General features: G+C 67.6%; 25 protein-coding genes and 1 pseudogene. 15 read left to right on the top strand and 11 right to left on the bottom strand.

All coding sequences use genetic code 11. From position 1 onward, the window contains the following. Positions 1 to 94: 94 nt before the first annotated feature. Positions 95 to 907 (bottom strand): IclR family transcriptional regulator, encoded by an 813-nt coding sequence (locus F1599_RS25065; protein WP_149318351.1) that lies wholly within the window; start codon positions 905 to 907, stop codon positions 95 to 97. Positions 908 to 1,124: 217 nt separating this feature from the next. Between F1599_RS25065 and F1599_RS25060 the strand changes: the two genes are divergently transcribed. From F1599_RS25060 to F1599_RS25035, 6 genes are all read left to right on the top strand, one after another. Next, on the top strand, positions 1,125 to 2,117 hold the full coding sequence (locus F1599_RS25060; RefSeq protein ID WP_150084876.1) for a Bug family tripartite tricarboxylate transporter substrate binding protein: 993 nt from the start codon (positions 1,125 to 1,127) through the stop codon (positions 2,115 to 2,117). 85 nt (positions 2,118 to 2,202) lie between these two features. Next, positions 2,203 to 2,631, top strand: coding sequence for a Zn-ribbon domain-containing OB-fold protein (locus F1599_RS25055; protein ID WP_150084875.1), 429 nt, complete (start codon positions 2,203 to 2,205; stop codon positions 2,629 to 2,631). Next, positions 2,628 to 3,782, top strand: coding sequence for a thiolase family protein (locus tag F1599_RS25050; RefSeq protein WP_150084874.1), 1,155 nt, complete (start codon positions 2,628 to 2,630; stop codon positions 3,780 to 3,782). The genes F1599_RS25055 and F1599_RS25050 overlap by 4 nt, the downstream gene beginning before the upstream one ends. Before the next feature lie 48 nt (positions 3,783 to 3,830). Continuing rightward, on the top strand, positions 3,831 to 4,640 hold the full coding sequence (locus F1599_RS25045) for an enoyl-CoA hydratase/isomerase family protein (protein ID WP_150084873.1): 810 nt from the start codon (positions 3,831 to 3,833) through the stop codon (positions 4,638 to 4,640). Between the two features lie 104 nt (positions 4,641 to 4,744). Beyond that, the gene (locus tag F1599_RS25040; protein ID WP_149318419.1) at positions 4,745 to 5,560 is read left to right on the top strand and encodes an SDR family NAD(P)-dependent oxidoreductase; all 816 of its coding nucleotides are present in this window, start codon (positions 4,745 to 4,747) and stop codon (positions 5,558 to 5,560) included. Positions 5,561 to 5,682: 122 nt separating this feature from the next. Then, positions 5,683 to 6,708 (top strand): LacI family DNA-binding transcriptional regulator, encoded by a 1,026-nt coding sequence (locus F1599_RS25035; RefSeq protein WP_150084872.1) that lies wholly within the window; start codon positions 5,683 to 5,685, stop codon positions 6,706 to 6,708. Positions 6,709 to 6,776: 68 nt separating this feature from the next. Here the strand turns inward: F1599_RS25035 and F1599_RS25030 are convergent, their stop codons facing one another. The 8 genes from F1599_RS25030 to F1599_RS24995 form a co-directional block, all read right to left on the bottom strand. Next, positions 6,777 to 7,778, bottom strand: coding sequence for a quinone oxidoreductase family protein (locus tag F1599_RS25030; protein ID WP_223819873.1), 1,002 nt, complete (start codon positions 7,776 to 7,778; stop codon positions 6,777 to 6,779). Between the two features lie 269 nt (positions 7,779 to 8,047). After that, positions 8,048 to 8,338, bottom strand: coding sequence for a DUF1330 domain-containing protein (locus F1599_RS25025; protein WP_149318345.1), 291 nt, complete (start codon positions 8,336 to 8,338; stop codon positions 8,048 to 8,050). 179 nt (positions 8,339 to 8,517) lie between these two features. Further along, on the bottom strand, positions 8,518 to 9,477 hold the full coding sequence (locus F1599_RS25020) for a tripartite tricarboxylate transporter substrate binding protein (protein WP_150084884.1): 960 nt from the start codon (positions 9,475 to 9,477) through the stop codon (positions 8,518 to 8,520). Between the two features lie 287 nt (positions 9,478 to 9,764). Beyond that, on the bottom strand, positions 9,765 to 10,589 hold the full coding sequence (locus F1599_RS25015) for an alpha/beta fold hydrolase (RefSeq protein WP_150084871.1): 825 nt from the start codon (positions 10,587 to 10,589) through the stop codon (positions 9,765 to 9,767). 300 nt (positions 10,590 to 10,889) lie between these two features. After that, positions 10,890 to 11,687: a metallophosphoesterase family protein gene (locus tag F1599_RS25010; RefSeq protein ID WP_150084883.1), complete on the bottom strand. Its 798-nt coding sequence runs from the start codon at positions 11,685 to 11,687 to the stop codon at positions 10,890 to 10,892. Between the two features lie 2 nt (positions 11,688 to 11,689). Then, on the bottom strand, positions 11,690 to 12,670 hold the full coding sequence (locus F1599_RS25005; RefSeq protein WP_150084870.1) for a diacylglycerol/lipid kinase family protein: 981 nt from the start codon (positions 12,668 to 12,670) through the stop codon (positions 11,690 to 11,692). A gap of 138 nt (positions 12,671 to 12,808) precedes the next feature. Beyond that, complete coding sequence (locus F1599_RS25000) at positions 12,809 to 13,780, bottom strand: TIGR03571 family LLM class oxidoreductase (RefSeq protein ID WP_150084869.1); 972 nt, start codon at positions 13,778 to 13,780, stop codon at positions 12,809 to 12,811. A 96-nt stretch (positions 13,781 to 13,876) separates the two neighbouring features. After that, positions 13,877 to 15,268 (bottom strand): sensor histidine kinase, encoded by a 1,392-nt coding sequence (locus tag F1599_RS24995; protein ID WP_150084868.1) that lies wholly within the window; start codon positions 15,266 to 15,268, stop codon positions 13,877 to 13,879. Between the two features lie 122 nt (positions 15,269 to 15,390). Here F1599_RS24995 and F1599_RS24990 point away from each other — a divergent pair, with 122 nt between their 5' ends. From F1599_RS24990 to F1599_RS24965, 6 genes are all read left to right on the top strand, one after another. After that, a complete protein-coding gene (locus F1599_RS24990; protein WP_150084867.1) occupies positions 15,391 to 15,849 on the top strand; it encodes a helix-turn-helix transcriptional regulator in 459 nt (152 codons plus the stop codon). Positions 15,850 to 16,013: 164 nt separating this feature from the next. Next, on the top strand, positions 16,014 to 16,424 hold the full coding sequence (locus tag F1599_RS24985) for a VOC family protein (protein WP_150084866.1): 411 nt from the start codon (positions 16,014 to 16,016) through the stop codon (positions 16,422 to 16,424). 376 nt (positions 16,425 to 16,800) lie between these two features. After that, the gene (locus F1599_RS24980) at positions 16,801 to 17,472 is read left to right on the top strand and encodes a (2Fe-2S)-binding protein (RefSeq protein ID WP_223819872.1); all 672 of its coding nucleotides are present in this window, start codon (positions 16,801 to 16,803) and stop codon (positions 17,470 to 17,472) included. After that, positions 17,469 to 18,602: an FAD binding domain-containing protein gene (locus tag F1599_RS24975; protein WP_150084865.1), complete on the top strand. Its 1,134-nt coding sequence runs from the start codon at positions 17,469 to 17,471 to the stop codon at positions 18,600 to 18,602. Before F1599_RS24980 ends, F1599_RS24975 begins: the two co-directional genes overlap by 4 nt. After that, positions 18,599 to 20,893: a xanthine dehydrogenase family protein molybdopterin-binding subunit gene (locus F1599_RS24970; RefSeq protein WP_150084864.1), complete on the top strand. Its 2,295-nt coding sequence runs from the start codon at positions 18,599 to 18,601 to the stop codon at positions 20,891 to 20,893. The genes F1599_RS24975 and F1599_RS24970 overlap by 4 nt, the downstream gene beginning before the upstream one ends. 227 nt (positions 20,894 to 21,120) lie before the next feature. Beyond that, a complete protein-coding gene (locus F1599_RS24965; RefSeq protein WP_395897204.1) occupies positions 21,121 to 21,879 on the top strand; it encodes a MetQ/NlpA family ABC transporter substrate-binding protein in 759 nt (252 codons plus the stop codon). A 22-nt stretch (positions 21,880 to 21,901) separates the two neighbouring features. Here F1599_RS24965 and F1599_RS24960 read toward each other — a convergent pair whose 3' ends face one another. Beyond that, positions 21,902 to 22,816, bottom strand: a complete 915-nt coding sequence (locus F1599_RS24960; RefSeq protein WP_150084862.1) for an EamA family transporter — start codon at positions 22,814 to 22,816, stop codon at positions 21,902 to 21,904. A gap of 184 nt (positions 22,817 to 23,000) precedes the next feature. Here F1599_RS24960 and F1599_RS24955 point away from each other — a divergent pair, with 184 nt between their 5' ends. Continuing rightward, positions 23,001 to 23,888: a LysR family transcriptional regulator gene (locus F1599_RS24955; protein ID WP_150084861.1), complete on the top strand. Its 888-nt coding sequence runs from the start codon at positions 23,001 to 23,003 to the stop codon at positions 23,886 to 23,888. Positions 23,889 to 23,945: 57 nt separating this feature from the next. Here the strand turns inward: F1599_RS24955 and F1599_RS24950 are convergent. Further along, a pseudogene (locus F1599_RS24950) lies at positions 23,946 to 24,068 on the bottom strand (tetratricopeptide repeat protein); the annotation flags it as partial. Between the two features lie 185 nt (positions 24,069 to 24,253). Between F1599_RS24950 and F1599_RS24945 the strand changes: the two are divergent. Together F1599_RS24945 and F1599_RS24940 are read left to right on the top strand one after the other, a co-directional pair. Next, entirely contained in the window at positions 24,254 to 24,775 is a 522-nt protein-coding gene (locus F1599_RS24945; protein ID WP_149318414.1) for a sigma-70 family RNA polymerase sigma factor, read from the top strand. A gap of 88 nt (positions 24,776 to 24,863) precedes the next feature. Beyond that, positions 24,864 to 25,898, top strand: a complete 1,035-nt coding sequence (locus F1599_RS24940) for a FecR family protein (protein ID WP_150084860.1) — start codon at positions 24,864 to 24,866, stop codon at positions 25,896 to 25,898. The last annotated feature ends 8 nt before the right edge of the window (positions 25,899 to 25,906 follow it).

Raw genomic sequence — 25,906 nt, 5'->3', positions numbered from 1 at the left:
TTGGCCGCCACGTTGGCCGCCCCGATGGCTTCCATGATGGCGGTACGCCATGGCGTACCGCTAACCCTTTGCGTCCTTCCCGGCGGGGCGCTCCCTACACGGCTGGTGCCCTCGCCCTGCCTGTCCTGCGCGCCGCCGTGGCGGGCGGCGAGGCCACTCCCTCGTCGGGCTCCGGACGAAACACCAGGGCCTGCACCTCGCGCAGGGCCTGCAGCATGGCGTCCTTGTTGGCGCGCAGACGGTCGACGGGTCCGGCGATCGACAGCGACAGGGGTTCGCCGCCGACATAGCCGGCCACGGCCATCGCGCCGAGCCCGTCGCCACCCTCGTTTTCCACCCAGATCCACCCCTGCCGGCGCGCCTTCGCTACCTGTGCTTCCAGCACCGACAGGTCGGTGATCGTGCCGGGCGCGATCTTCTTCAGGGGCTTGAGCCGCAATTGGCGCGCCGCTTCCTCCTGCGTGCCCAGAGCGAGGATCGCCTTGCCAAGCGCCGACACATGCAAGGCCAGCTTGTCCCCGACGTTCTGCATATAGCGCAGCGGATGGCGACCCTCGGTAAATGCCAGCACCCGCACGACGCCGCCCTCGATGCGGCCGAACAATCCGGTTTCACCGGTACGGTCCCGCAGCAGTTCGCATGCTTCGGCGCCTACCGCATAGAGCGGATCGCTCGACGATATCTCCTGAGCAATGCTGAGCAGCCGCGCGGTGGGATAGAAGCGCCTGCTGCGGGCAGTGCGTACCAGGTAGCCCAGCTCATGCAAGGTGTGAAGCAGGTCCGAGCAGCTGCTTTCCGGCAGGTCCATCAGGCGCGCCAGGTCCGAGTTCGAGAGTTCGCGTCGCTCGCGCGCAAAGACTTCGAGCAAGGCCATGGTACGGGCGGCGGCTGGTACAAGGGTCGGCATAGAGTCTCCGAAATTTCGTAATGACTCACGAATTATAGCCACATCGATCGACTACATCCGCCCTGCTTCCCGCCGCGCTCCTGTACAGATACGCCGGGATTCCTCGCCGTGCCTGCGTTCGGTGCTCAACCTTTCAACTTGTATATCTACGAAATGCTGGCCTATAGTACGACACGCCGTAGACAAATACAAACGCAAAACGACAAGGAGACACCTCATGCAGACCCTTGGACATGCATTGGCCGGAGCGCTCGCCGCGGCTGCAGTGCTCTCGCCCGGCGCGACGTCAGCCCAGGGCGCACCAGCGAACTGGCCCAGCAAGCCGATCACCTTCGTGGTGCCGTTCACCCCGGGTGGCATCACCGACAACGTGTCACGCATGCTGGCGAAGAAGCTGGGGGAACAGCTGGGCCAGCCGGTGGTGGTGGACAACAAGCCCGGCGCAGGGGGCTCCATTGGCGTCGAAGCGGCCTCGCGACAGCCGCCGGACGGCTACACGATGATCTACGGCACGCAGGGCACGCATGCGGCCAACCTCGCGCTCTACAAGAACCTGCGCTACGACCCGATCGCGGATTTCGTGCCGGTGCACGGCATCTCTACCACGCCGCTGATCCTGGTGGTCAATGCCAGCCAGCCGTTCAAGACCGTGGCCGATGTCGTCGCCTACGCAAAGGCCCATCCCGGCAAGCTGAACTTCGCCTCGGCCGGCCCCGGCACCGGTACCCATCTGACGGCAGAGGTGTTCCAGAAGGCCGCTGGCATCGAGATGACCCACGTGCCTTACAAGGGCAGCAATCCGGCGCTGAACGACTTGACGGCCGGCAACGTCAATCTGATGTTCGACTACCCGGTCGTCGTCATGCCGTTGATCCAGGCCGGCAAGCTTCGCCCCCTTGTCGTGACGGCCAAATCGCGGCTGAAAGTCGTGCCCGATGTGCCCACCATCGCGGAAGCGGGCTATCCGGGCGCGGAGACCAGTGCATGGAGCGCGGTCTTCATGCCTGCCAGGACGCCCCCTGATATCGCCAAGCGGCTGGGCGACGAGATCGCCCGTGCCATCGCCTCCCCGGAAATGCTGGCCATCACCGAAAAGTTCGGCAGCACGCCGCTGACGGACATTCGCGATACGCGGCTGCAGTCGATGGTCAAGTCCGAAATGGTGCGGTGGCGCGAGGTGGTTCGCCAGTCCGGCGCCACGCTCCAATGACGCCCCGTACGCCCTGCGCTGTGCGCACCGTCCGCCGCCATACCTTTTTCTGCTCCACCTGCTGATTGCCCACCTCCGTCATCTCATGACCCTAGCCTCGACCGAGCCGCGCCCGCGGCACCCATCGCTCTACCGGCTGGCCGCCGATGGCCACTCGCTGGACTTCCACTATGCCCGCTGCAATCGCTGCCAGCGGCTCGCCTTTCCGGCGAACTCGCCCGGTTGCCCGCATTGCGGCTCGGCCATGGACGATGCTGAACGCGTGACGCAGCCAGGCGGCGGCACGCTGCTCGAATATGTCACGGTGCATGTCGCGCTGGCACCCGACATGGCCGTGCCGGCCATCGCCGGCGATATCCGCCTTGCCGACGGCATCGTGGAACAGGGCGTGATCGGTGTGTCCGACGAAGCCGGGCTTCGCCCCGGCATGGCCGTCAAGGCTGTGGCGGTATTCCAGCAAGACGGCCAGTCGTACCACTGCGCCTTCGTTCCCGCGCAGGAGGCAATCCGATGAGCAGCTGGATCGACGGCAATGGTGGAGTCTACGTGGCCGGCATCGGCCTGCATCCCTATCAATTCCCCAATGACACGCCCTACACGCATCTGGGCCTGACCGCCGTGCGCGCGGCCCTGGCCGATGCCGGCTTGCGCTTCGACCAGGTCGAGAGTGCCTATGTGGGGACCACGTCGATCGGCATGGCCGCCGGCCGCGTGATGCTGCGCCATCTCGGCTCCACCGGGCTTGCCGTGACGCAGGTGGAGAACGCCTCCGCGTCCGGCTCCTTCGCCTTCCGCCAGGCCTGCCAGGAGGTGGCTGGCGGCATCAGCGACGTGGTGCTCGCGATCGGCGTGGACAAGCATGGCGACGGGCGGCGGGCGGCCAACAAGGATGGACTGGAACGGCTCTCGGATACCGCGACCATCCCGGCGGTGAAGTTCGCCATGATGGCGCGCCGCTATCTGCGCGAGCGAGGGGCCGACATCCACTCGCTGGCCGCCGTGGCCGTCAAGAACCACGGCAATGCGGCACGCAATCCTTTCGCGCAGTTCCGCAAGCCGCGCACGCTCGAGCAGGTGCTCGCTTCGCCCAAGGTGGTTGGCGACCTGACCGTGCAGCAATGCTGCCCTCGCGGCGACGGCGCCGCGGCGGTGCTGGTGGTATCGGGACAGGCGCTGAGGCGGCTCGGGCTGGATGCCGGGCGCTGCGTGCGGGTGCTGGCGTCGAGCGCCAACAGCGAGCGCGACGAGAGCAAGTACGGCGACGGTGCGCTCGAGCTGGTGAAGGCGAGCGCCAGGTCGGCCTGCGAGCAGGCCGCGGTGTCGCCGACGGACCTGGACCTGCTTGAACTGCATGACGCCTTCTCGGTGGAGGAACTGCTCTACAGCGAGGCCATCGGCGTCTGCGAGCCCGGCGAGGGCGCCGCCTACCTGGCGCGGGGCAGCTCTGCCATCAACGGACGCTGCGCCATCAATGCGTCCGGCGGACTGATCGGCATGGGCCACCCCCTTGGCCCGACCGGCATTGGCCAGATCGCCGAACTGACACGGCAATTGCGCGGCGAGGCCAGCGGCCGGCAGCACGAGCGCGCACGGCTGGGCATGGCCCACATGATCGGGCTCGGATCGGTCGCCATCGCGCACGTGCTCGCCGCGCCGGCCCGCTGAGCCAGCGGTCACGGCGACCCGGATGCCATATCACCAGAGGAAACACGCATGACAGAGCCAACCCTGCCCCCACTCGAGACCTTGCGCTACGAAGTGCGCGAGAACGTCGCCATCGTCACGCTGAACCGTCCGGAGCGGATGAATACGCTGGGCGGCACCATGAAACCGGACCTTGCGCGGGCCATCCTGCAATACGCACGTGAAGACCCGCGGGTAGGCGCCGTGCTGCTGACGGGCGCGGGGGACCGCGCCTTCTGCGCTGGCGCGGATATCAAGGAGCGCGCCGGCAACCAGATGCGCGGCACCGAATACTTCTTCGCCCAGCGGGCCACCCACGATCTGTTCCGCAATATCGAGACATTCGAAAAGCCTGTGATCGCCGCGATCAATGGCGTAGCGCTGGGCGGCGGCCTCGAACTGGCGCTGTGCTGCGATATCCGTATCGCCAGCGATGCCGCGCGTTTTGGCCTTCCCGAGGTCAAGCTTGGCGTGATCCCGGCCGCAGGCGGAACGCAGCGGCTGCCTCGCCTGATCGGCGCGGCCCGCGCCAAGGAACTGGTGTTCACCTCCGATCTGATCGATGCGGGAACGGCGCTGCGCTACGGCATCGTGACCCAGGTACTGCCACCGCAGGAGCTGATGCCGGCCGCGCTCGCACTGGCCCAGCGCATCGCCGGGCAGCCGCCGCTGGCGGTGCGCTTTGCCAAGCAGGCAATCGACCGGGGCTTGCAGACCGACCTGGACTCCGGACTGGAGTTCGAACGCTATGCCGCGGCGATGATCGTCGACAGCGACGATCGCAAGGAAGGCATGCGGGCGTTCGTGGAGAAGCGCAAGCCGGTGTTCACGGGACGCTAGGCAGGCCGGGACGAGGGACAGGATTTACCACGACACGCTGTGCAGCGGCCTCCGCGGCAACGTCGCCGCCACGCCGCGCACGGCACAACAACGGAAGACAACTGATGAATCTCGGATTGGAAGGAAAGGTCGCGCTGGTGACCGGCGGTGGCCAGGGCGTCGGCCGCCAGATCTGCATCGAACTGGCCGGCGAAGGCGCCGCGGTCGTAGTCAACGATCTGTTCGCGGAGCGCGCGCAGGCAGTGGCAGGCGAGATCGAAGCGGCCGGCGGGCGGGCGCTGGCCGCTCCCGCCGATATCACCAGGCCGGAGCAGGTCGACGCCATGGTGCGGCTTGCCGCCGAACATTTCGGCAAACCGATCTCCGTGCTGGTCAATAACGCCGGAATCGTGCCCGAGCGCCGCGAAAAAGGTGGCCGTACCCCGCTGTTCCTGGACATGCCGGTGGCCGACTGGGCCAAGGTGGTCGACCTCAATGTCTACGGCACCATGCACTGCTGCCGCGCGGTGCTGCCCGGCATGATCGAACATGGCGCAGGACGCATCGTCAATATCATTTCCGAGGCGGGTCGAGTCGGTGAAGCCCAGTTGGCCGTCTATTCCGGCGCCAAGGCGGCCATCGCCGCGTTCGGCAAGGCCATCGCACGCGAGCATGGGCGCCACCGGATCACCGTCAATTCGGTCGCGCTAGGGGCGGTCTCCCATGCCGGCATCAAGGACGGCCCGCTCAGCGTCGGGGCGACCGTCGACAACGACGAACGGCTGGGCAAGATGCTCAATCTCTATCCGATCGCCAAAGGCCTTGGACGGCTTTGCCGTCCGGAAGACGTCTCCGGCGTGGTGGCGTTCCTCGCATCCGAGCGAGCGCTGTTCGTTACCGGGCAGACCCTGGGTGCTTCGGGCGGTTTCGTGATGCTGTAAGCCGCGCACAGCCATGCCGCAAGGCCGCACGGCGCGGGGCCTGGCCTGCCCCTTGGCACCGCCGTGCGGACTCCTTCGATCGATCGTCTGGCGCTATACTTTCGCCGAATCGAAGGAGCCTCATGGCGAACAAGCAGATCAGCATCCGGGACGTCGCCGCCCTGGCCGGCGTTTCGGTTGGTAGTGCCTCGCGAGTGATCAACGGCGCGGCCAATGTCACCCCGCAAGTCAAGGCAAAGGTCGAGCGTGCGATCTCCGCGTTGCGCTACCAGCCCAACCACGCTGCCCAGACGTTGCGTTCGCGCACCAGCAAGACGATCGGGTGCATGTTCTCCGATGTCACCAACCCGCTCTACGCGCGCGCATTCCGCTCGCTGGAAGAGCGCTTGCGCCGGGATGGCTATATGCTGCTGCTCGCCAATGGCCTGAACGACCCCCAGCGGGAAATCGACATTCTCCGCACGTTCCAGCTGCGCGGCATGGACGGTGTCATCATCGCCCCCGGCAACGAGCGGCATGCCGGCGTGCTGGACGCGGTGCGCGGCCTGACCATGCCGGCGGTGATCTACGACCGCGACATGGACGTCGATGCGGATGCCGTGCTGTTCGACCACGTCAACGGAGTGAAGGCAGCCATCGCCTACCTGTTGTCGCTGGGCCACCGGCGCATCGCACTGGCGCTCTGGCAAGTCAAGAGCCGGCCGGTGCGCCGCCGTATCCAGGGTTATCGCGCGGCGTTCAAGGAGGCCGGCCTGCCTGTGCCCGACCTGATCATCCAGGAAGCCACGCCAACCAGTTCGGCCTTCGACGACGTGTCCAGGCTGCTGCGCGAGGCCGATCCGCCCACCGCCTTCCTGGTGCAGGGCACGCAGACGCTGACCAGCACGCTGCGCGCCATCGGCAAGCAGGGCTTGCGGGTGCCGGACGATATCTCGGTGATCGGCATCGGCGACACCGAATTCGCGCAAACCTACGACCCGCCGCTGACGGTATTGCGCACGCCGGTCGATGATGTGGCCGACATGGCGGCGGAGTTGCTGCTCAAGCGCATCGCCGAGCGCGACGGCCAGGACCGGCCAGCGCCGCCGCGCCATGAGCGGGTCGCCTACGAACTGGTGCTGCGCGAATCCTGCGGGGCGCGTCGCTAGGGAATCACTGCCGCCGGCGCACCGTTACCTGGTAGTCCGCGCGCAGTCAACGCGCCGTCAACGCACCCTCAACGCACAGTCAGCACGATCTTGCCGAAATGCCCGTTGGCGCGCATGTGCCGCAGCGCCTGCGGGGCCTGTTCGAGCGGGAATTCGCAGTCGATGGGCAGCCGCAGTGAGCCCCGCTCGAGCGCGCCGGACAGGTCGCGCAGCATGCGCCCGGTGATCTCGCGCACCTGCTGCGCGGTGCGCGTGCGGAAGGTAACGCCGACAAAGCGGATACGGCGCAGCGCGTGCAGGTCGAAGTCGAATTCCGCCTGCTTACCGGCCAGCCGGCCGACATTGACGATGGTGCCGCCCAGCGTAGTGGCCCGCATCGAGGCATTGAGCGTCGGCCCCGCCAGCATGTCGACGACGATGTCCACACCGTTGCCCCCGGTATGCTGCAGAACCTGGTCCGGCCAGGTCGGGTCCCGTGTGTCCACCGCCAGATCGGCGCCGAACTCCGCCAGCCTGGCACGCCGCTCCGGTTGGGTGGAGCTGCCGATGACCAGCGCCGCTCCCATTTCCCGCGCGATCTGCAGCCCCATCAGCCCCACGCCGCTCGATGCGCCCAGGATCAACACCGACTGCCCGGCATTGCCCGCGCCCAGGCCGCCGTGGGTCACCAGCGCATCGTGCATGGTTTGCAGCGCGACCGGCAGGCAGGCGGCCTGTCGCGGATCATCGCTGCCCTCTGGCAGGGGCAGTACGCGACCGCGGTCGGCAACGGTGTATTCGGCGAAGGCGCCGCGGCCGGAGCCCATCACACGTTGTCCGGGGCGCAGCGACGGCACCCTGGCGCCGGTACGAACCACGACGCCGGACCACTCCATGCCAAGTACGGCGCCCTCGCCGCCGAGGGCGCCATGCTTCGCGCCAGCGGCCATGGCCAGGTCCGCGCGGTTGAGCGCGCACGCCTGCACCTTGACCAGCACCTCGTCCGGGCCGGGCTCGGGTACCGGCACCCGCGCGCATACGGGCGCGCCGTTCCGGCAAATCACTGCTTGCATGGTGGTGGCCGTGCTCATGGGCGGCTCCAGTCTGGTTCGTCGTCAATATGCGTGGCGGCCGGCCGTCGCCCCCGCATCAGCACCATCGATGTGACATTGATGCGCAGCGCCTCCTCCCAGGCGGCGATATCGACATCGACCGCCGCACAAATCAAGCCACGTCGGCAATCTGCTGATCGAGGCGATGGAATTCCTCTCGTATTGACCCGCCGGAAAGATGAAAGTCGACGCAAACATGAACGGCCCTGCAGCACCGCCGAAGAAGCGCGGATCATCTCGCACGGACGTCATTCGTACCCTTCGATGACGACCAGATCCGCCTCGGAGCAAGGCGCACGCAGCGCGATCAATGCCTGATAGTCCGGAGACCGGTAGCATTCGAGCGCGCGCTGGTAGCTGTCGAACTCGATCACCACCACGCGCGACCGCGGATTGCCTTCGACGACGGTCTTCTCGCCATTGCGGACCAGAAAACGCCCGCCGAATTTTTCGAATACTGCCTTGTTGGCAGCGATGTATTTCTGATAGCCGGCCATATCGGCAATATCGACCATCGCAATCCAATAACCCTTGGCCATGTCATCCCCCATCGTTCGACATTGACTTGCCATGCCGCCAAGGCGCTCCGGCGAGCATCCCGGTCAGGCGTCCAGACAAGTCTATAACGTGCGACGGAAAAGTTCGGACCAGAAGCTCGGACCAGAAACCCGGACCAACGGGTCAGCGGCGCCCCGCCGACGGACCACAGCGATACGCCCTACTCCAACCGCGCTCCCGACTCCTTGACGACCTTGCTCCAGCGCTCGATCTCGGCATCGATATGCGCGCCGAGCGCGGCCGGCGTCGATCCGACGGGTTCATAGCCGTTGGCCGCCAACTGCTTCTTCATCCCGGGCTCGGCGATCACCGTGGCGATCTCCTTGCTGAGCCGGTCCACCACCGCCGGCGGGGTCCCGGCCGGGGCGAGTAACGCGTACCAACCGTTGATGTCGAAGCCCGGCACGCCGGCCTCGGCGAGCGTGGGGACGTCCGGGGCCAGCGCGGCCCGCTTGCCGCTGGTCACCGCAAGGGCGCGCAGCTTGCCGCTGCGAATATGCGGCATCGAGGTGGAGATGCTGTCGAAGGTCAGTTGCACCTCCCCGGCCAGCATGGCGGTCACGACCGGGGCGCTGCCCTTGTACGGGACATGGGTCATCCTGACGCCGGTCATCGAATTGAACAGTTCGCCGGCGAGATGGCCGGTATTGCCGTTGCCGGCCGAACCGAAAGTGAGCTTGCCGGGCGCGGCCTTCGCCTCGGCGATCAGTTCGCCGATGGTATTGGCGCGCAGCGACGGACTGCCCGCCACGATCAGCGGCAGGTTGGCCACCAGCGACACCGGGGCGAAGTCCTTGCTGGTGTCGTACGGCAGCCTGGGATACAGGCTGGCGTTGATCGCATGGGCCGCCAGCACCATGATCAGCGTGTGTCCATCCGGCTTGGCGCGCGCCAGCGCCTGCGTGGCGATGGTGCCGCCGGCGCCTGGACGATATTCCAGCACGACCGGCTGCCCCAGCCGCTCCTGCAGTTTGGCGGCCACCGGACGGGCCAGCAGATCGGCGCTGCCACCGGGCGGATAGGGAATCAGCAATTGGATCGGACGAGATGGCCAGGTGTCGGCGCGCGCTGGCGCCCCGGCACCGGCCAGCAGGCCCGCCGCCAGCGTAGTGATCAGCATGGCGCGACGGCGCGGCGTGAACGACTGCGTCTGACTGCCAGGCGTGGTGCCCGTCTTTCCGATTTGGCAGGCGAGCGCCTGCCGCATCCAGCGGAATGCCTTCATTCCTTGTCTCCTGTGTTATGCAGCGCGGCTCTTTGGCCAACTCATAACATAGACGGTCTGCTACAGCGCTGGAATTCGACACTGGCGAACAGGCAGTTAGGCACCGCGAAAGGCTGGGCGTATTGCGCCGCCCGCCCCCGGCACTGGCTCGCGGCCGGGCGCCAGGGACGGCGAGGCGGGACTCACGCCCTGACGAAGTCGAGCAGATCCGCGTTGATGATGTCCGCATGCGTGGTACACATGCCGTGCGGGAAGCCCTCGTAGACCTTGAGGGTGCCCTGCTTCAGCAGTTTGACCGACAGCAAGGCAGAGTCCGCGATGGGAACGATCTGGTCGTCGTCGCCGTGCATCACTAGCGTCGGCACGTCGATCGACTGCAGATCTTCCGTAAAGTCGGTCTCCGAAAACGCCTTGATGCCGTGGTAGTGCGCATTGGCGCCGCCCATCATGCCCTGCCGCCACCAATTGCGTATCACACCGTCCTGTGCCGTCGTCCCCGGACGGTTGTAACCGTAGAACGGCCCGGCGGCGACATCGAGATAGAACTGGGCGCGGTTGGCCGCCAGCTGCTGGCGGAAGCCGTCGAACACCTCGAGCGGCAGTCCGCCTGGATTGGCCGGCGTCTTGACCATCAGCGGCGGCACCGCACCGATCAGCACCAGCTTGGCGACGCGCCCCTTGCCGTGGCGGGCGACATAACGCGTGGCCTCGCCCCCGCCCGTTGAATGGCCGATATGGATCGCGTCGCGCAGATCCAGGTGCTCCACCATCGCGGCAACGTCCGCGGCATAGTGGTCCATGTCGTGGCCGCTTGCCGCCTGCGTCGAGCGGCCGTGCCCCCGCCGGTCATGGGCGATGACGCGGTAGCCCTTGCCGAGGAAGAACAGCATCTGGGCGTCCCAGTCGTCGCCGCTCAGCGGCCAGCCGTGGTGAAAGACGATCGGCTGCCCCTCCCCCCAATCCTTGTAGAAAATCTCGGTGCCATCCTTGGTCGCGATCATGCCCATGGTGTTGCTCCTTTCGGCTTGCTGGCTTTACCCCGGCTTTGCAGAGTGCGCGAGCATCGCCGCGGGCCGACAGCGCTACGGGCGCGCAATGGCCGCAGGCCAGAGGCGAAGAAGCGAAGCGGAACGGTTTGGGAGAGCTCGGGCTGAAGTCGATCGGGTCGACGGCAACCGCGTTCCGCCCGATCTGGTGTGACAGGAAGATTAGTCATTGAGCGGCCCATCGGCAAGGACGCCGATCCGTACCGGTAGCCGTACGGGCCAGGCGTGACCGCCAGCAAGCCGGCCGATTCCCGACCACGCTTACCGGCTGAGTTCGAGGACCTTGTTATCCACGGTGACGAACGCCCCGCCGCTCGCGTCGTAATCCCACCGCTGAACGCGACAATGGTGTCTTCCACCTTCCACGTGGTGCTCGATCACGTTCACCGAATTGGGGATGGTTCCGCGCACCCGGTGCGATACCGCCGTGCCGGCTTGTACCGCCCAGGCACGGCGGCCTGAATTCGTCGGCAGCGGCACCACGTACGGCAGGTGGATATGCCCGCCCAGCACCATGTCTGCGCCGGCATCCACCCACGCCGGTACCGCCGCATCGCGCCCGATCAGCAGATTGGCGGTATCCGATTCGACGACGGCGCGTACCGGTTGATGCACCACGACGATGCGCAGCTGTTCCGGCCGCGCCTGGCGAAGCTGCGTGCAGACGCGGTCGATCTGCTCGCGCGACACCTCGCCGTTCTTGTGCCGCGATGGCCTGGTGGTATTCACGCCGATCGCGAGGACCCGTTCATTGCTGAAGACGGGCTCGAGCGCCATACCGATCGCGCGCCGGTAGCCGCCATAGGGATTCAGGATCCGGGCCGCCACGTTGAAGAGCGGAATATCGTGATTGCCGGGGATGACGAGCGTCGGCAGTCCCAATCTCGTCAGAAACGCGCGCGCCGCGGCGAATTGGTCCGCTCTCGCCCGTTGCGTGATATCGCCCGACAGCACGACGACCTCCGGCAATAGCTCGCGCGCCAATGCCAGCACGGCCTCCACGACGGGCGCTTGCTCGGTACCGAAATGGGTGTCGGACAGGTGCAGGACGCGGGCCACGCTCATGAGCGATCCAACCGGCTCGTGTCTCGCGGAACCAGCAACTGCAGGCGCTTCGGCGAGACTGAGAAATGCAGCGGCGTGCGAGCCCAGTGAATCTCGCCATCCATCGCCACCTTGATGCGCCGGCGGCCGCGAACGCGCACGGTCAGCGCTTCAAAGCCGAAGCTGATGACGCGCGAGGCATCGCCGAGCCGCCCCATCGCCCCCATCAGCAGCAGCCCATACAAGGCCAGCGTGCCCACCGGCTTCGCCAGCATCGCCACCAGACGGCCCTCTTCCAGATGGGCGACTTCCGGAATCCCGATCTGCTCGAGCTGCAAGCTGTTGTTGCCGACCACCAGCGTCGGGGTGCGCAACACCTGGTGTTGCCCATGGGACAGCAGCTCGAGCGTCAGCTGCGCCGGCGTGCGCATCAGCGTGACGAGGGCCGACAGCAGCGCCACCCAGCGCCGCCGGCCGAGCATCTGCTTGTAGACCTCGCGGTCTTCCAGCAGCTGCGGATACAGCCCCAGGCTGGCATTGACGAGGAACGGCCGCCCATCGAGCAGACCGACCTGTACTGGTTCGATGCGGGCATCGAGCAAGCTGGCCACGGCCTCGTCGGTTTCCCGCGAGATGCCATAGGTCCGGCCGAAGTAATTGAACGTGCCGCGCGGCAGGATGCCGAAAGGCAGCCCCGTCGGCAACACGGTTGCCGCCACCGCGTTCAAGGTGCCGTCGCCACCCACTGCGACCACCACGCCGTCGGCCTGCCTGGCGCGTGCGACGGCCATCTCGGCGATCTGCGGCAAATGTTTGGGCCGATCGACCGTGAAGATGGTATAGACGCGTCCCGCCTCGTCCAGTCGCTGCTCGATCTTCCTTCGCGTCTCCGCGGCGTCGTCACTGCCGGAGCCGGCGTTGAAGACGATGAAGAGCGGTTCATTGCCGGACAAGGTGGCGATGGGCTCGGCCTGTGGGCTAGCGGCTGCGTCAGGCATGGGAAGAAGATACCTGCGGCTGCGAACCAGGACAACTCCAGCCTTGCGCTGGGGAAGCCGGCCACACCGGGCCCGCAGCGGGCAACGCGCCCCTACGTTGCATCATGCATCGTGCCGGCATCGCTCGGTCATCCATCGTCATGCGTTCTCTCCATGGTGAAACGCCGGCAATACGGCTTGTGCCAGTTCGTCGATCACCTCGGCTACCGGCCGCTGCGAATTGGTGATGTTGAGCGCCACGTGATGGACGCCGGCGGCCCGCATCTCTTCGAGGATGGCAACGAGAGGCTGGGCGCCAGTCCGGTATCCAAGATTCAATGCCGTCGGCGGTTCCAATGCGTTCTCGCTCAATTCCAGGCGGACCGCCACGCCGAAGGCGCGGAAACGTCCCGGCGCGGTGCGCTCGCAGGCCGCGCGCCACATGCTGTGCCGGTCCCGCTGGGTAGCGGGATCGCGGTGGTAGGTCATCCAGCCGATGGCATGCCGGGCGATCCAGTCCACGCTCTGTCCGCCCGAACCGACCGCCAGCAATGGCACTGCGCGCTGCTGGCGCGGCAGCAGGTAGAACGCGGTCCCATCGTCGGCCTCGCGATCCGGCACCACGTGCGACGGCAGCCCGACCGCCGCACCGACGACCTCCCAATGCTGGCGGAACAGCTCCCGCCGCGCGTTGCCGTCCTGCCCGAACGCCGCGTATTCGGGCGGACGATCGCCGGAGCCAAGGCCGAGAACAAAGCGTCCTCCAGACAGCTCCTGCACGGAGATCGCCGCCTTGGCGATATGCAAGGGATGGCGCAATGGCAGGACCACCGCACCACTGACCAGCATCACGCGGCGCGTGCGCGTGGCCAGTCCCCCGAGGAACACCCAGGGATCGAGATGGCCGATCGGGTCGGGATAGTCCGCGCTGTTGAGCGGCACGTCGCGGACCCACAGGGCACGGAACCCCGCCGCATCCGCCCGCTGGGCCAGATCGAGTTGCGCGGCATAGTCGGGCACCGTCTGTCCCTCGCGAAGCAGCGGCATCACGAGGCCGATCGACAGTTCGTGCTCGCGAAAGAGCGCGGACGCAGCGCTCTGCTGAAGCGGCGAGGTGCTGAAGTCGGACATGGTCCATCCGTCAGGGTTGGTCTCGGACGGATGATGCCACGCGTGGCGGCGCGCTGCCCTTCGGTGGTATCGCGTTCGGACAGACGCCCCGTCATGTCATGCGGTGGCCGCCGTGCCCGGATTCGCCGCGGGCGGCGCGGTTCGCAGCGGCAATACCACCCTCGCGACCAGCCCCGGCCGGCCATCCGCACGTCCCATCAGATCGACGCGGCCGCCGAGATTGCCTGCAATCGTCTGCACGATGGCGAGCCCGAGCCCGCTGCCCTCTTCGTCGGTCGCGCCGCCGCGATAGAAGCGCTCGAACACGCGCAGGCGCGCGGCCTCGGGAATGCCCGGCCCGGTGTCGGCCACTTCGATCACGACATCGCCATTGCCTTTGCCCTCCCCTTCCCCTTCCCCTTCCTCGCGGCGCACGTTCAGGTCCACCCGCCCTCCCCGGCCGCCATACCGGATGGCGTTGTCCGCCAGGTTCTTGATCAGCATGCGCAGGTCCGTCTCCGTGGCGGCGAGCCGCACCTCGTCGAGCCGCTCCACGCCCAGGTCGACGCCGCGGTCGACGGCGAGCGGCAGCAGGTCGGTCACGACATCGCTGACGACCGCGGCCACTGCCACGTTATCCAGCGCGCGGGGCGTGCCGATTTCCGCGCGGGCCAGTTCGAGCAATTTGGCGATCAGGGTTCCCGTGCGACGGATGCCGCGGCGCAGCTCTTCCAGTTGTTCGTCGATATGGTCGCGCGGCGCGTGGATCAGGTTCTCGACCTGCAACTGCAGGGCGGTCAGCGGCGACCGCAGTTCATGCGCGGCATTTGCGATGAAGCTGCGCTCCGTGTCGATCAGCCCGGATAGCCGGACCATCATCCGGTTGACCGATTCGAGAAAGGGTCGCAGTTCCTCGGGCGCCGTGCCGGTATCGACGGGCTCCAGGTGATTGAGGTCGGCCTGCGCCACGCGCTCGCCGATCACGCTCAATGGCCGCAGCGCGTCCCTGACGCTGACGCGGATCGCCCACACCAGCACCGGCAGCAACACCACGACCGGAATCACGGCCCATGCCGCCACGCGCCGGGCATTGGCCGTCCGAACCGCCCGCTGCTGGGCAATCTGCATGTAGGCGTCGCCCGCCTGCAGCGCAAACACGTCCCAGACGATCCCGCCGGTCTCCACGTCGGAGAAGCCCAGCTGCGCCTTTGGAAGCGGCACCCATGGCGCGCTGCTGTGTCCCGGCCGGACGCCGTCCCCCGGCCCCCAGGTCTGCACCAGCACGGGGGGCGCCGCCGGCGGCTTGCCGTGGGACGGTGCCGGCATGACTGGCGGCGCGGCCTGGATGGCGGCGGCAGCCTGCCGCAAGTCGTCGTTGAACTCGGCCGCGGCCTGGTGGACGACGATCCAGGCGCCGATCCCGCCCAGCAATCCCACCAGCAGCGCGAGACTGCCAAGGGACAGGCTCAGACGGCGATGCAGCGATCCGATGGCAGCAGATTTGGCCATGTCCGGCTCCGGTCGAGTTCACGGCTGAAGTGTGGGCGATCGGCTCCCCGATGCCAATTGACGCGCGCCGATCCGGGCAGGCACCGGTTGAGGGTGCGCAGCGGGCATGGCAGCATACGGCGATGCCTGCCGCCCCTCCCGCCCCCTCCACCCCCACCGACACCGTCCTCCGTGACCTCGCCCGCCTGCGCCGCGTCCGCGATCGCATCGACCGGGACTACGCCCAGCCCTTGGACGTCGAAGCGCTGGCTCGGGGCGTTCATATGTCGGCGGGCCATCTGAGCCGGCAGTTCCGGCTGGCCTATGGCGAATCCGTCTATGCCTACCTGATGACGCGGCGCATCGAGCGCGCGATGGCGCTGCTGCGCCGCGGCGACCTGAACGTGACCGAGGTCTGCTTCGCGGTCGGATGCTCGTCGCTGGGCACGTTCAGCACCCGCTTCACCGAGCTGGTCGGCGTCCCGCCCAGCGTTTACCGGCGCGACTACGCGAGCCAGGCCGAGGGTATCCCGTCCTGCGTCGCCAGGCAGGTGACGCGACCGATCAGGAATCGAGAAGCGGGGGAACAGGCGTCCGTCTAGACTGCCGTCCAGGGTCCGGACCCTGCCGCGACGACCGATTCGACCGATTCGACCGATTCGACCGATTCGACCGCGACAACCGCCTCAACCGCGACTCCGGCGACTCCCGCGACGGCGAAGACGCCCGCGGCCAAACGCCCGATTGCCCATCATGGAGACTGATCTTGGATATCACGATTCACTCGACCTTCCTGCCCCACGCCGACCCGGAGGCCTCGCTGGCCTTCTATCGCGACACGCTCGACTTCGAGGTCCGCAAGGATGTCGCCTTTGGCGGCCATCGCTGGATCACCGTCGGCCCGAAGGACCAACCCGAGACGTCCATCGTGCTGTACCCGCCCAACGCCACGCCGGGGGTCACGGACCAGGAAAAACGCACCATCGCCGAGATGATGGCCAAGGGCACCTTCGCGATGCTGCTGCTTGGCGCCAAGGACCTCGAGGCGGTGTTCCAGCGCCTGCAGGACTGCGACGCGGAGATCGTCCAGGAGCCGACGGACCAACCCTACGGCGTGCGCGATCTCGGCGTGCGCGATCCGGCCGGCAACATGATCCGGATTCAGCAGCGCAAGTAGGGCTCGCCCGGCGTGGGGGCTGGCTCGCCTTCGGTCGAGCCGGCCACTTCGCCATGGCTGCCGTTCCGGCGTAGCCAGTGCCAACCGGGATGGGCATCCGCCGCGCAACGATCGCCGTTTTTTCCCACCGTTTTTTCCAATTGCTACCCGCCGGGATTGCATCGCCGCGCCCATACGCACCGGCCCGCACCGACTCGAGCGGGCCCGCGCCGGCCCCAACGCCGGTCGCGGATGTAGCACGGCGCACGTTTACCTCCGATTCCGTACCCGCTCGACGGCCTGCCGCCGGTCCCGCCGCCTTGGCGCAGCCCTTGCGTGGCCGCCCAGAGTGCTCCGCTTTCGCCGGGGCGCCGATGGCGAAACACGGAGGACCGACATGCTGGCACCCGAGCCCAAACCGATCACCGCCTCCCCGGACCCGAACCCGCCGCGTGCCCTGCCCCCGCGGCTGCCGGTACGCCTGCGCATCAACGGCGCGGATTACACGCTACACGTCGAGCCCTGGGTCACGCTGCTGGACCTGCTGCGCGAGCAGCTCGACCTGACCGGCACCAAGAAGGGCTGCGACCATGGCCAGTGCGGCGCCTGCACGATTCTTGCGGACGGGCGCCGGATCAATGCCTGCCTGGCGCTGGCGGTGGCCTACGACCAGGCCGACATCACGACCGTCGAAGGACTGGCCCGCCTGTCCGGCGACGCGCGCGGGCTGCATCCACTGCAGCAGGCGTTCATCGAATGCGATGCCTTCCAGTGCGGCTATTGCACGCCGGGCCAGTTGTGCTCGGCGGCAGGGCTGATGAACGAAACGCCGCCCCGCAACGTGCCGGAGATCCGCGAGCGGATGAGCGGTAATCTGTGCCGCTGCGGCGCCTATCCGCAGATCGTCGAGGCGGTGTCGCGCGTGGTGCTGAACGGGCGCGGCACGGCGCGGGGCGAAGGCCAAGACGAAGGCGACCGCGCGGCGGCCGGCGCAACCCTGTCATCGGCGTCATTGGAAGCGGCACCATCGATGCCATCGTCATCGCCCCCATCGGAGCCGACGCCATGAACCCGTTCCACTACGAACGCGCCGACACCGTGCCCGCGGCGCTCGCCCTGATCCATGAAGCCGCCGAGCGCGCGGAGGGCAACGCCTCCGCACGCTGCCTGGCGGGCGGCACCAATCTGGTCGACCTGATGAAGGTCGACGTGATGCGCCCCGTCAAGGTGGTCGACCTGGGCCTGCTGCCGCTGGCCGAGATCGAGGAGCAGCCCGACGGCAGCGTCCATCTGGGCGCGATGGCCCGCAATGCCGACACCGCGGAGCATCCGCTGGTGCGCGGGCGCTATCCGCTGCTGCGCGCCGCCATCCTGGCCGGGGCCTCGCCGCAGATTCGCAATATGGCGACGAACGGCGGCAACCTGCTGCAGCGCACGCGCTGCTACTACTTCTACGATGCCGGCGTGCCATGCAACAAGCGCGCGCCGGGCACCGGCTGTCCGGCCGCGACGGGACTGGCCCGCCAGCACGCGATTCTCGGCGCCAGCGAGCATTGCATCGCCACCCATCCGTCCGACATGTGCGTGGCGCTGGCCGCGCTGGACGCGACGGTCCATGTCGAATCGGTCAACGGCACGCGCGAGATTCCGTTCGGCGAATTCCATCGGTTGCCGGGCGACCGGCCGGATGTCGATACCACGCTGGTGCCCGACGAAATCATTACGCACCTGTCGCTGCCGCCCGCGGAGGCCTTCGCCGCCCACAGCTGCTATCTGAAGGTGCGCGAGCGCGCCTCGTATGCCTTTGCGCTGGTGTCGGTGGCGGCGGCCCTCGACCTCGGGCCCGATGGCCGTATCCGCGCGGCCCGGCTCGCGTTGGGCGGCGTCGCCCACAAGCCCTGGCGCGACACCGAGGCCGAGGGCTTGCTGGTCGGCAAGCCGGCGGACGCCGAAGCCTTCGCCGAGGCGGCCCGTTTCGTCCTGCGCGATGCGCGTGCCTGGGGCGGTCCGGCTCTGCCGGAAAGCTGGCCGGCCGGCCTGACGGAAGGCTTGGCGGAAAGCCCGCCCGAAGGCGGCCCCAACAACGCCTTCAAGATTCCACTGGCCGAGCGTGCCATCGTGCGCGCCCTGGAAATGGCGGCGGCCGGCATCCTGACCAACACCGGGCAGGACGCCTACCGCGAGGAGACGCTGGCATGACCAAGACCGTGCTCGAACCGATCGACGAGAATCAGCAGCCGGTGGCAGTGCCCGGCTCCGGGCAGTCCGGGATCGGCACGCCGACGCCGCGCATCGACGGCGTCGCCAAGGTGACCGGCCACGCCCGCTATGCGGCCGAACATCCCGCGCCGGACCTGGCCTATGGCGTGGTGGTCAACAGCACCGTCGCGCGCGGGCGCATCGTGTCGATCGACGCCAGCCGGGCGTTGGCGGTGCCGGGCGTCCTCGATGTAATCACGCATGAGAACCGCCCCAAGGTCCGTTCGCTGCGGCTGTCCTACAAGGACATGACCGCCCCGGCCGGCTCGCCGTTCCGGCCGCTGTACGACGACCAGATCCACTACAGCGGCCAGCCGGTCGCGCTGGTGGTGGCGGAAACCTTCGAGCTGGCGCGCTATGCCGCGATGCTGGTGCAGGTCGAATACGAGGCCGCGCCGCACGAAACCAACCTGCTGGCGAACCTGCAGCGCAGCCATGAGCCCTCGTCGCTGAAGGCCGGCTATTCGCCCACGCCGAAGCCCAAGGGCGACGCCGACGCGGCCTTCGAAGCCGCGCCGGTCAAGATCGATGCCGAGTACTACGCCGGCGTCGAGCACCACAACCCGATGGAGATGCACGCCAGCACCGTGATCCGCGACAGCCGCGGCCATCTGCTGATCCACGACAAGACCCAGGGCTCGCAGAATTGCCGCTGGATGGTGTCGCGCGTGTTCGGCCTGCCCAAGCGCAAGGTCGTGGTGCGCAACCAGTTCGTCGGCGGCGCCTTCGGCTCGGGGCTGCGTCCGCAGTACCAGCTGCTGGTGGCGGTAATGGCGGCGCTGAAGCTGCAGCGCTCGGTGCGCGTGGTGCTGACGCGCCAGCAGATGTTCACCTTCGGCCATCGCCCGGAAACGTGGCAACGCGTCCGGCTCGCCGCCGACACCGACGGCCGGCTGAAGGCCGTGATCCACGAGGTCGCGGCGGAGACCTCGCGGCACGAGGACTACGTCGAGGTGGTCGCGAACTGGTCCGGACAGCTCTACGCCAGCGAGAACGTCCGCCTGGAATATCGCCTCGTCGACCTGGACCACTACACGCCGATGGACATGCGCGCGCCGGGCGCCGCCCACGGCGTGCATGCGCTGGAAGTGGCGATGGACGAGCTGTCGTACGCCGTCGGCATGGATCCGCTGGCGCTGCGGCTCGCAAACTACGCCGAGCGCGACGGCAACAAGGGCCTGCCCTTCTCGACCAAGTCGCTGCGCGAATGCTACGAGGAAGGGGCGCGGCGCTTCGGCTGGGCCAAGCGCTCCCCGCAGCCCCGTTCGATGCGCGACGGCCATGAACTGGTCGGCTGGGGCATGGCCACCGGCACCTGGGACGCGATGCAGATGGCCGCGCGCGCCAGCGCCACGCTGCATGCGGACGGCACGCTGGAGGTCGCCAGCGCGGCCAGCGACATCGGCACCGGCACCTATACCGCCATGACGCAGATCGCCGCCTCGGCGATGGGCCTGCCGCTGGAGCGCGTGGTGTTCCGCCTGGGCGATTCGGAATTGCCGTTCGCGCCGATCGAGGGCGGCTCCTCGCATGTGGCGACGGTCGGCTCGGCGGTCGATGGCGCCTGCGAACGCCTGCAACGCCAGCTGTGGCGCCTGGCACGGGGACAGCGCAACGGCCGCTTCCAGGGCTGCACTTTCGAACAGGTGGCGTTTCGGGACGGAATGATCTGCCTGCGCGCCGATCCCGCCGTCGCCATGCCGCTGACAGAACTGCTGTCGGCCCACGGCAAGGCGCAACTGGGCGTGCGCTACCTGCTGGTGCCGAACCTCGCCGAACAGAAGAAGACCGTGCGGGCGGTGCATTCGGCCGTGTTCTGCGAGGTGCGCGTCGACGAGGCGCTGGGCCTGGTGCGCGTCATGCGCGTGGTCAGCGCCGTGGCGGCCGGCCGCATCGTCAATCCGCTGACGGCCCGCAGCCAGGTGATCGGCGGCGTGGTGTGGGGCATCAGCCAGGCGCTGCACGAGGAAACCCATGCCGACCATGCGCTGGGCCGCTTCATGAACCATGACATCGCCGAGTACCACGTCGCCGCCAACGCCGACATCCGCGACATCGACGTCGTCTTCATCGAGGAGGACGACCGCATCGTCAGCCGCATCGGCGCCAAGGGCGTCGGCGAGATCGGCATCGTCGGCGTCGCGGCCGCGATCAGCAACGCGATCTTCCATGCCACCGGACGCCGCCTGCGGACGACGCCGATGACGCCGGACAAGGTGATGGCGCGATAGATCGCCCACCGCCGGACGCAGTCCTTTCGTTGCGCATATGCGCTCGCCGCATATGCGCATGCCAATTTGCAGCTTCGCTCCCGTCCCGCCCGTCCCTACAATGGCCCGGCATGTTTGCCGGCGCTGCAGCGCCGTTCCAGAACAGAGTCGAGAACCAACGGGAGAATTCGATGCGAGTCGCAAGCCGAGTCCGGATACTGGCCACCCTGCTGCTGGCCTTTGGCGCCATGCAGTCCGCCAGCGCGGCGGACCCCGACAAGAAGGAAATCCGCTTCGGTGCGACCGCCGGCCCCTATGCCGACCAGATCCGCCATGGCATCAAGCCGATCCTGGAGGGGCAAGGCTACAAGGTGACGATCGTCGAGTTCAGCGACTACGTGCAGCCGAACCTCGCGCTGGCCGATGGCGCGCTCGATGCCAACGCTTTCCAGCATGCGGTCTACCTGAAGACGTTCTCTGCCGATCGCAAGCTGCAGTTGTCGGAGGTGGTGCAGGTACCGACCGCACCGATCGGCATCTACAGCCGCAAGCACAAGGCACTCAGCGACGTGAAGCCGGGCGCCACCGTGTCGCTGCCGAACGACCCGACCAATCTGGCACGCGCCATCGCGATCCTGCAGCAGATCGGCTGGGTCACGCTCAAGCCCGGCACGGACGCGGTGCGCGCCTCGGAGCGCGACATTGCGGGCAATCCGCACAAGCTCAAGCTGGTGCAGCTCGAAGCGGCCCAGCTGCCCCGCTCGCTCGACGACGTCGACTATGCCTTCGTCAATGGCAATTTCGCGCTGGCATCGGGCCTGAAGCTGACCTCGGCACTGGCGCTGGAGAAGATCCCCGACTACTACATGAACCTCGTCGCCGTCAAAACCAGCGACCTGAACAAGCCCTTTGTGGCCGATATCCGCAACGCCTACCGTTCGGCCTCGTTCAAGGCCGTGACGCAGCAGCGCTTTGCGGGGTTCGTGGTCCCGGCGTACCAGAAGTAGCGCAATCAGAAGCAGCTCATCGTCAAGGCCGCCCCGCGCTCGCGGGGCAGCGTGGCAGCAGCAGTGGCCGGGCCACGATGGCCATCAGCGCCAGCCAGATCAGCGAGAGCGCCATCACCGTATTGGCCAACACCGGCTGCCGGTAGACGAACGTGGCGACGATGAACTGGGTGGTCGGCAACACGAACTGCAGCAGGCCGTTCATCGACAGCGACAGATGGTTGGCCGCGTACGAGAACAGCATCAGCGGGATCGCGGAGACCAGCCCGGCCATGGCCAGCGCAGCCAGATGCAGCGTGGACATGCCGGCCGGCAAGGCCAGCGTCATGTCGGAGAACATCAGCGCCAGGCCGCAGCCGATCGACAGGAACACCGTCTCCATCAGCAGGCCGCTGACCGCATCCAGCGGCGTAAACCTCTTCAGGCAGGCATAACCGCCCCAGCTGATCGCGGCCGTCAGATAGAGCCAGTGCTGCAGTTCGCCGCTGCGCAACAGCAGCAGCGCGATCGCGGCCGCGATCATCAGTAGTGCCGCGGCGACAACCTTGTCGACCTTCTCGCGAAACACGATCACGCCGGCCGCGATCGAAATGCAAGGGGCCGTCAGATAGCCCAGGCCCGTTTCGACGACATGGCCGTGGATCGAACTCCAGATGAAGACGGCCCAGTTCCCCACCACCAGGCACGAGGCCGCGACATGCAGGGCTAGCACGCGCGGCCCCAGCTTGCTGCGCAATGCCCGCAAGCGCCCGGTCAACCAGAGGATGGCCAGCAGCGTCGTCAGCGAAATCAGGATGCGGTAGCCGACCAGCGTCGTCGGCGCGATGCCGGCCAGCAGCCGCCAGTACAGCGACGACGCGCCAAACACGACGTTGGCGGAAACGCCGGCCGCCGCCGCGGCCATGCCGTTGGGAAGTCCGGGACGCGATAGGGTCATGTAGATAAGCCTCGTCGATACGTGGGGAGCGCTTGCCGCAGCCGGACGCAAGGCCCGGGATGTCATCCTGGGATGCCAGCCGGGGATGCAAGCCCGGATGCAAGGTGTCTTCATCCCCACTGTAGGGCCGCCGATCCATCGCGTAAAATGAATTGCCCCGAACCGATCATTCGGAGAAATCGATATGCTGGAATTGTCGGACCTGAAGACCTTCGCCGCGGTCGTGCAGGCGGGCGGCATCAACAAGGCCGCCGAAACGCTGCATCGCGCGCAGTCGAGCATCACGGTGCGTATCCAGCAGCTCGAAGAGAAGCTCGGCGTCACGCTGTTCCATCGCGACGGCCGCAAGCTGCAACTGTCGCCGGCGGGCAAGGTGCTGATGGACTATGCGGAACGGCTGCTCGATCTGGCCGACGAGGCGGCCGAGGCCACCCGCAACGACCGGCCCAGCGGCACGCTGCGGCTCGGCGCGATGGAAAGCACGGCAGCGGTCCGCCTGCCGCAACCGCTGGGCCTGTTCCACGAGATGTATCCGGACGTCGCCCTGGAGCTGTCCTCCGGCGACCCGGCGGAGCTCGCCGAACGGGTCATCGATGGCACCCTCGATGCGGCGCTGACCACCGATCCGGCAGCGGACAAGCGCCTGCATGCGATGCCGATCTACGAGGAGGAACTGGTCATCGTCGCCAATGCCGGCCATCCCCCGATCGCCTCGCCGAAGGACATTCCCTCGAAGACGATCCTGGCCTTCCCGCGCGGCTGTCCGCATCGCCGCTGCCTGGAGGACTGGTTTGCGCGCTCGCGCACCGCGCCGCGGCGCGTCGTCGAGGTCGGCTCCTATCACCTGATTCTGGGCTGCGTGGCGGTCGGCATGGGCGTCGCGCTGGTGCCGCGCAGCATCGTCGGCATCTACAGCGAGCGGGCCCGCCTCAGCCTGCATCCCCTGCCCGCCAAATCCGGCCGCATGGTGACGCGGCTGATCTGGCGCAAGGACGCCGCCGAGGCGAACATCCTGGCGCTCTCGCGGGTGTTGCTCAAAAGCAAGGCCGTGGCGCCGGTCGGTCGGCCATAGCGGCCCCATATTGCGAGTCATTGCCCACGACGCAGGCCATTCGCCCGCCCGCCAGCGCTAGGGCTTGAGCGCCGGATGCTTCAGCGCGTGCGCCGTCTCCACCAGGTGGAAGCGGAAATTGCGCTCGTCGCGGTCGAGCCCCAGCTGGCCATCCCGGTAGGCCATGGCGAGCGCCTGGATCCTTCCCCTCCTCCGCTCCTTTTCGCCCGTCTTTCGCTTTCTTGCCGCCTTGACAGGTTTTGTTTAACTCTGTTATTAATAATGATTACTATTTACAACCTTTCTGACGCCATTTTGCCGTCCGCGTCGGCATGCCGCCTTCCGCTGCGCCGGACCGGCGGCCGAGCGGATCCACCTGCTGGAACATGAGTACGCCGGGCTGCCTCCTCCCTACGAGCATCGAGTCGCTGTATTGCGACCACCATCTATGGCTCAAGGGATGGCTCCATCGGCGTCTGGGCAGCGCCGAGCAGGCCGGCGACCTGGCGCACGACACCTTCGTGCGGCTGCTCAACAGCGATCGCGTGCCGAGCCGCCTGGACGAGCCCCGCGCCTACCTGACCACCGTCGCGCAGCGGCTGGTGTCGAACCACTGGCGCCGCGAAAAGCTCGAGCGCGCCTATCTCGAAGCCCTGGCGCAGGCGCCCAGCCGGGTCGAACTGTCGCCCGAGGAACGGGCGATCCTGCTGGAGACGCTGCTCGAGCTCGACTGCCTGCTCGACGGATTGCCGCGGATCGTCAAGGAGGCCTTCCTGCTGTCCCAGCTCGACGGGCAGACGCACGCGCAGGTGGCAGAGGCGCTGGGCATCTCGATCCCGACGGTCAAGCGCTACATCGTCAAGGCGCTGCAGCGCTGCTTCTTCGCCGACCTGTCGTTCGTCGCATGACGCCGCATGAAGCGGCCTGAAGCCGCAGCCCGTCGAATGAACGCGCATCCCGCCCCATCACCTCGCATCACGATCGGATAACGCCCCCTTGGCTTCCTCCTGGTACCAGACCACAGCCGACGCCGCCAACATTCCGGCCGACGTGGCCGAGCGCGCGCTGGAATGGCTGCTCGAACTGCAGGGCGATGACGTGGCGCCCGAGGTCGTCGAGGCCTGGAAGTGCTGGCGCGCCGCGCATCCCGATCACGAGCGGGCCTGGCAGCGGATCGAATCGGTCAAGGACCGGCTGCGGCCGCTGTCCTCGCCGGTGACCTCCGATATCGCGCGGGCCGCGCTCGCCCCGCCGGGTTCGCCGGGTTCGTCGAAGCGCCGGCGCGCGATCAAGGTGCTGGCGGTCTCGTTGTTCGCCGGGGGCCTCGCCTGGAGCGCGCGGGACCATACGCCGTGGCGCCAATGGGCGGCCGACCATCGCACCGCGGTCGGCGAGCGCCGTTCGCTGGTGCTGGCGGACGGCACGCAGCTGTGGTTGAACACCGCCAGCGCGGTCGACATCGACTTCGACGCGGCACAGCGGCGCGTCAGGCTGCTGGCCGGCGAGATCCTGATTGCCACCGCCAAAGACCAAGCGTCGCCACCCCGGCCCTTCCTGGTCGAGACCGCGCAGGGCACGGTGCAGGCGCTGGGCACCCGCTATGTCGTGCGCCAGCGCGGCGACGATACCGAGGTCAGCGTGTACGAGGGCAAGGTCCAGATCCGCCCCAACCGCAATGCCGCCAGCGCGATCGTGCTGCCGGCCGGCTATCGCGCCAGCTATACGGCGGACAGCATCACCTCCCCTGCCCCGGCCGAGAGCGCCGGCGCGACCTGGGCCGAAGGCTTCATCGTCGCCCGCAGCATGCGCCTGGACGATTTCCTCGTGGAGCTGGGCCGCTACGGCGGCGATGCGCTGTCCTGCGACCCGGCGCTGGCGGGCCTGCGCGTGTCGGGCTCGTTCCCGGTCGACGACATCGGCAAGGTCCTGAGCGCGCTTGGCACGACGCTGGAGGTACGCACCGAAGTGGTGACGAGCCTGTGGGGGCGAAGGGAGATCCGGCTTGTCCGGGCACCTGCCGCAAAGGGGTAATTCACGAC

The sequence above is a fragment of the Cupriavidus cauae genome (genome assembly GCF_008632125.1).
GTDB classification, from domain to species: Bacteria; Pseudomonadota; Gammaproteobacteria; order Burkholderiales; family Burkholderiaceae; genus Cupriavidus; species Cupriavidus cauae.
Note: the sequence above shows the minus strand (reverse complement) of the source record. Positions and strands in the feature narration are given on the sequence as shown.

Excerpts from the sequence above, each read along its gene's own strand:
- F1599_RS25065 (WP_149318351.1), bottom strand. The coding sequence starts at position 907 with ATGCCGACCCTTGTACCAGCCGCCGCCCGTACCATGGCCTTGCTCGAA.
- F1599_RS25060 (WP_150084876.1), top strand. The coding sequence starts at position 1,125 with ATGCAGACCCTTGGACATGCATTGGCCGGAGCGCTCGCCGCGGCTGCA.
- F1599_RS25055 (WP_150084875.1), top strand. The coding sequence starts at position 2,203 with ATGACCCTAGCCTCGACCGAGCCGCGCCCGCGGCACCCATCGCTCTAC.
- F1599_RS25050 (WP_150084874.1), top strand. The coding sequence starts at position 2,628 with ATGAGCAGCTGGATCGACGGCAATGGTGGAGTCTACGTGGCCGGCATC.
- F1599_RS25045 (WP_150084873.1), top strand. The coding sequence starts at position 3,831 with ATGACAGAGCCAACCCTGCCCCCACTCGAGACCTTGCGCTACGAAGTG.
- F1599_RS25040 (WP_149318419.1), top strand. The coding sequence starts at position 4,745 with ATGAATCTCGGATTGGAAGGAAAGGTCGCGCTGGTGACCGGCGGTGGC.
- F1599_RS25035 (WP_150084872.1), top strand. The coding sequence starts at position 5,683 with ATGGCGAACAAGCAGATCAGCATCCGGGACGTCGCCGCCCTGGCCGGC.
- F1599_RS25030 (WP_223819873.1), bottom strand. The coding sequence starts at position 7,778 with ATGAGCACGGCCACCACCATGCAAGCAGTGATTTGCCGGAACGGCGCG.
- F1599_RS25025 (WP_149318345.1), bottom strand. The coding sequence starts at position 8,338 with ATGGCCAAGGGTTATTGGATTGCGATGGTCGATATTGCCGATATGGCC.
- F1599_RS25020 (WP_150084884.1), bottom strand. The coding sequence starts at position 9,477 with ATGCTGATCACTACGCTGGCGGCGGGCCTGCTGGCCGGTGCCGGGGCG.
- F1599_RS25015 (WP_150084871.1), bottom strand. The coding sequence starts at position 10,589 with ATGGGCATGATCGCGACCAAGGATGGCACCGAGATTTTCTACAAGGAT.
- F1599_RS25005 (WP_150084870.1), bottom strand. The coding sequence starts at position 12,670 with ATGCCTGACGCAGCCGCTAGCCCACAGGCCGAGCCCATCGCCACCTTG.
- F1599_RS25000 (WP_150084869.1), bottom strand. The coding sequence starts at position 13,780 with ATGTCCGACTTCAGCACCTCGCCGCTTCAGCAGAGCGCTGCGTCCGCG.
- F1599_RS24995 (WP_150084868.1), bottom strand. The coding sequence starts at position 15,268 with ATGGCCAAATCTGCTGCCATCGGATCGCTGCATCGCCGTCTGAGCCTG.
- F1599_RS24990 (WP_150084867.1), top strand. The coding sequence starts at position 15,391 with ATGCCTGCCGCCCCTCCCGCCCCCTCCACCCCCACCGACACCGTCCTC.
- F1599_RS24980 (WP_223819872.1), top strand. The coding sequence starts at position 16,801 with ATGCTGGCACCCGAGCCCAAACCGATCACCGCCTCCCCGGACCCGAAC.
- F1599_RS24975 (WP_150084865.1), top strand. The coding sequence starts at position 17,469 with ATGAACCCGTTCCACTACGAACGCGCCGACACCGTGCCCGCGGCGCTC.
- F1599_RS24970 (WP_150084864.1), top strand. The coding sequence starts at position 18,599 with ATGACCAAGACCGTGCTCGAACCGATCGACGAGAATCAGCAGCCGGTG.
- F1599_RS24965 (WP_395897204.1), top strand. The coding sequence starts at position 21,121 with ATGCAGTCCGCCAGCGCGGCGGACCCCGACAAGAAGGAAATCCGCTTC.
- F1599_RS24960 (WP_150084862.1), bottom strand. The coding sequence starts at position 22,816 with ATGACCCTATCGCGTCCCGGACTTCCCAACGGCATGGCCGCGGCGGCG.
- F1599_RS24955 (WP_150084861.1), top strand. The coding sequence starts at position 23,001 with ATGCTGGAATTGTCGGACCTGAAGACCTTCGCCGCGGTCGTGCAGGCG.
- F1599_RS24945 (WP_149318414.1), top strand. The coding sequence starts at position 24,254 with ATGAGTACGCCGGGCTGCCTCCTCCCTACGAGCATCGAGTCGCTGTAT.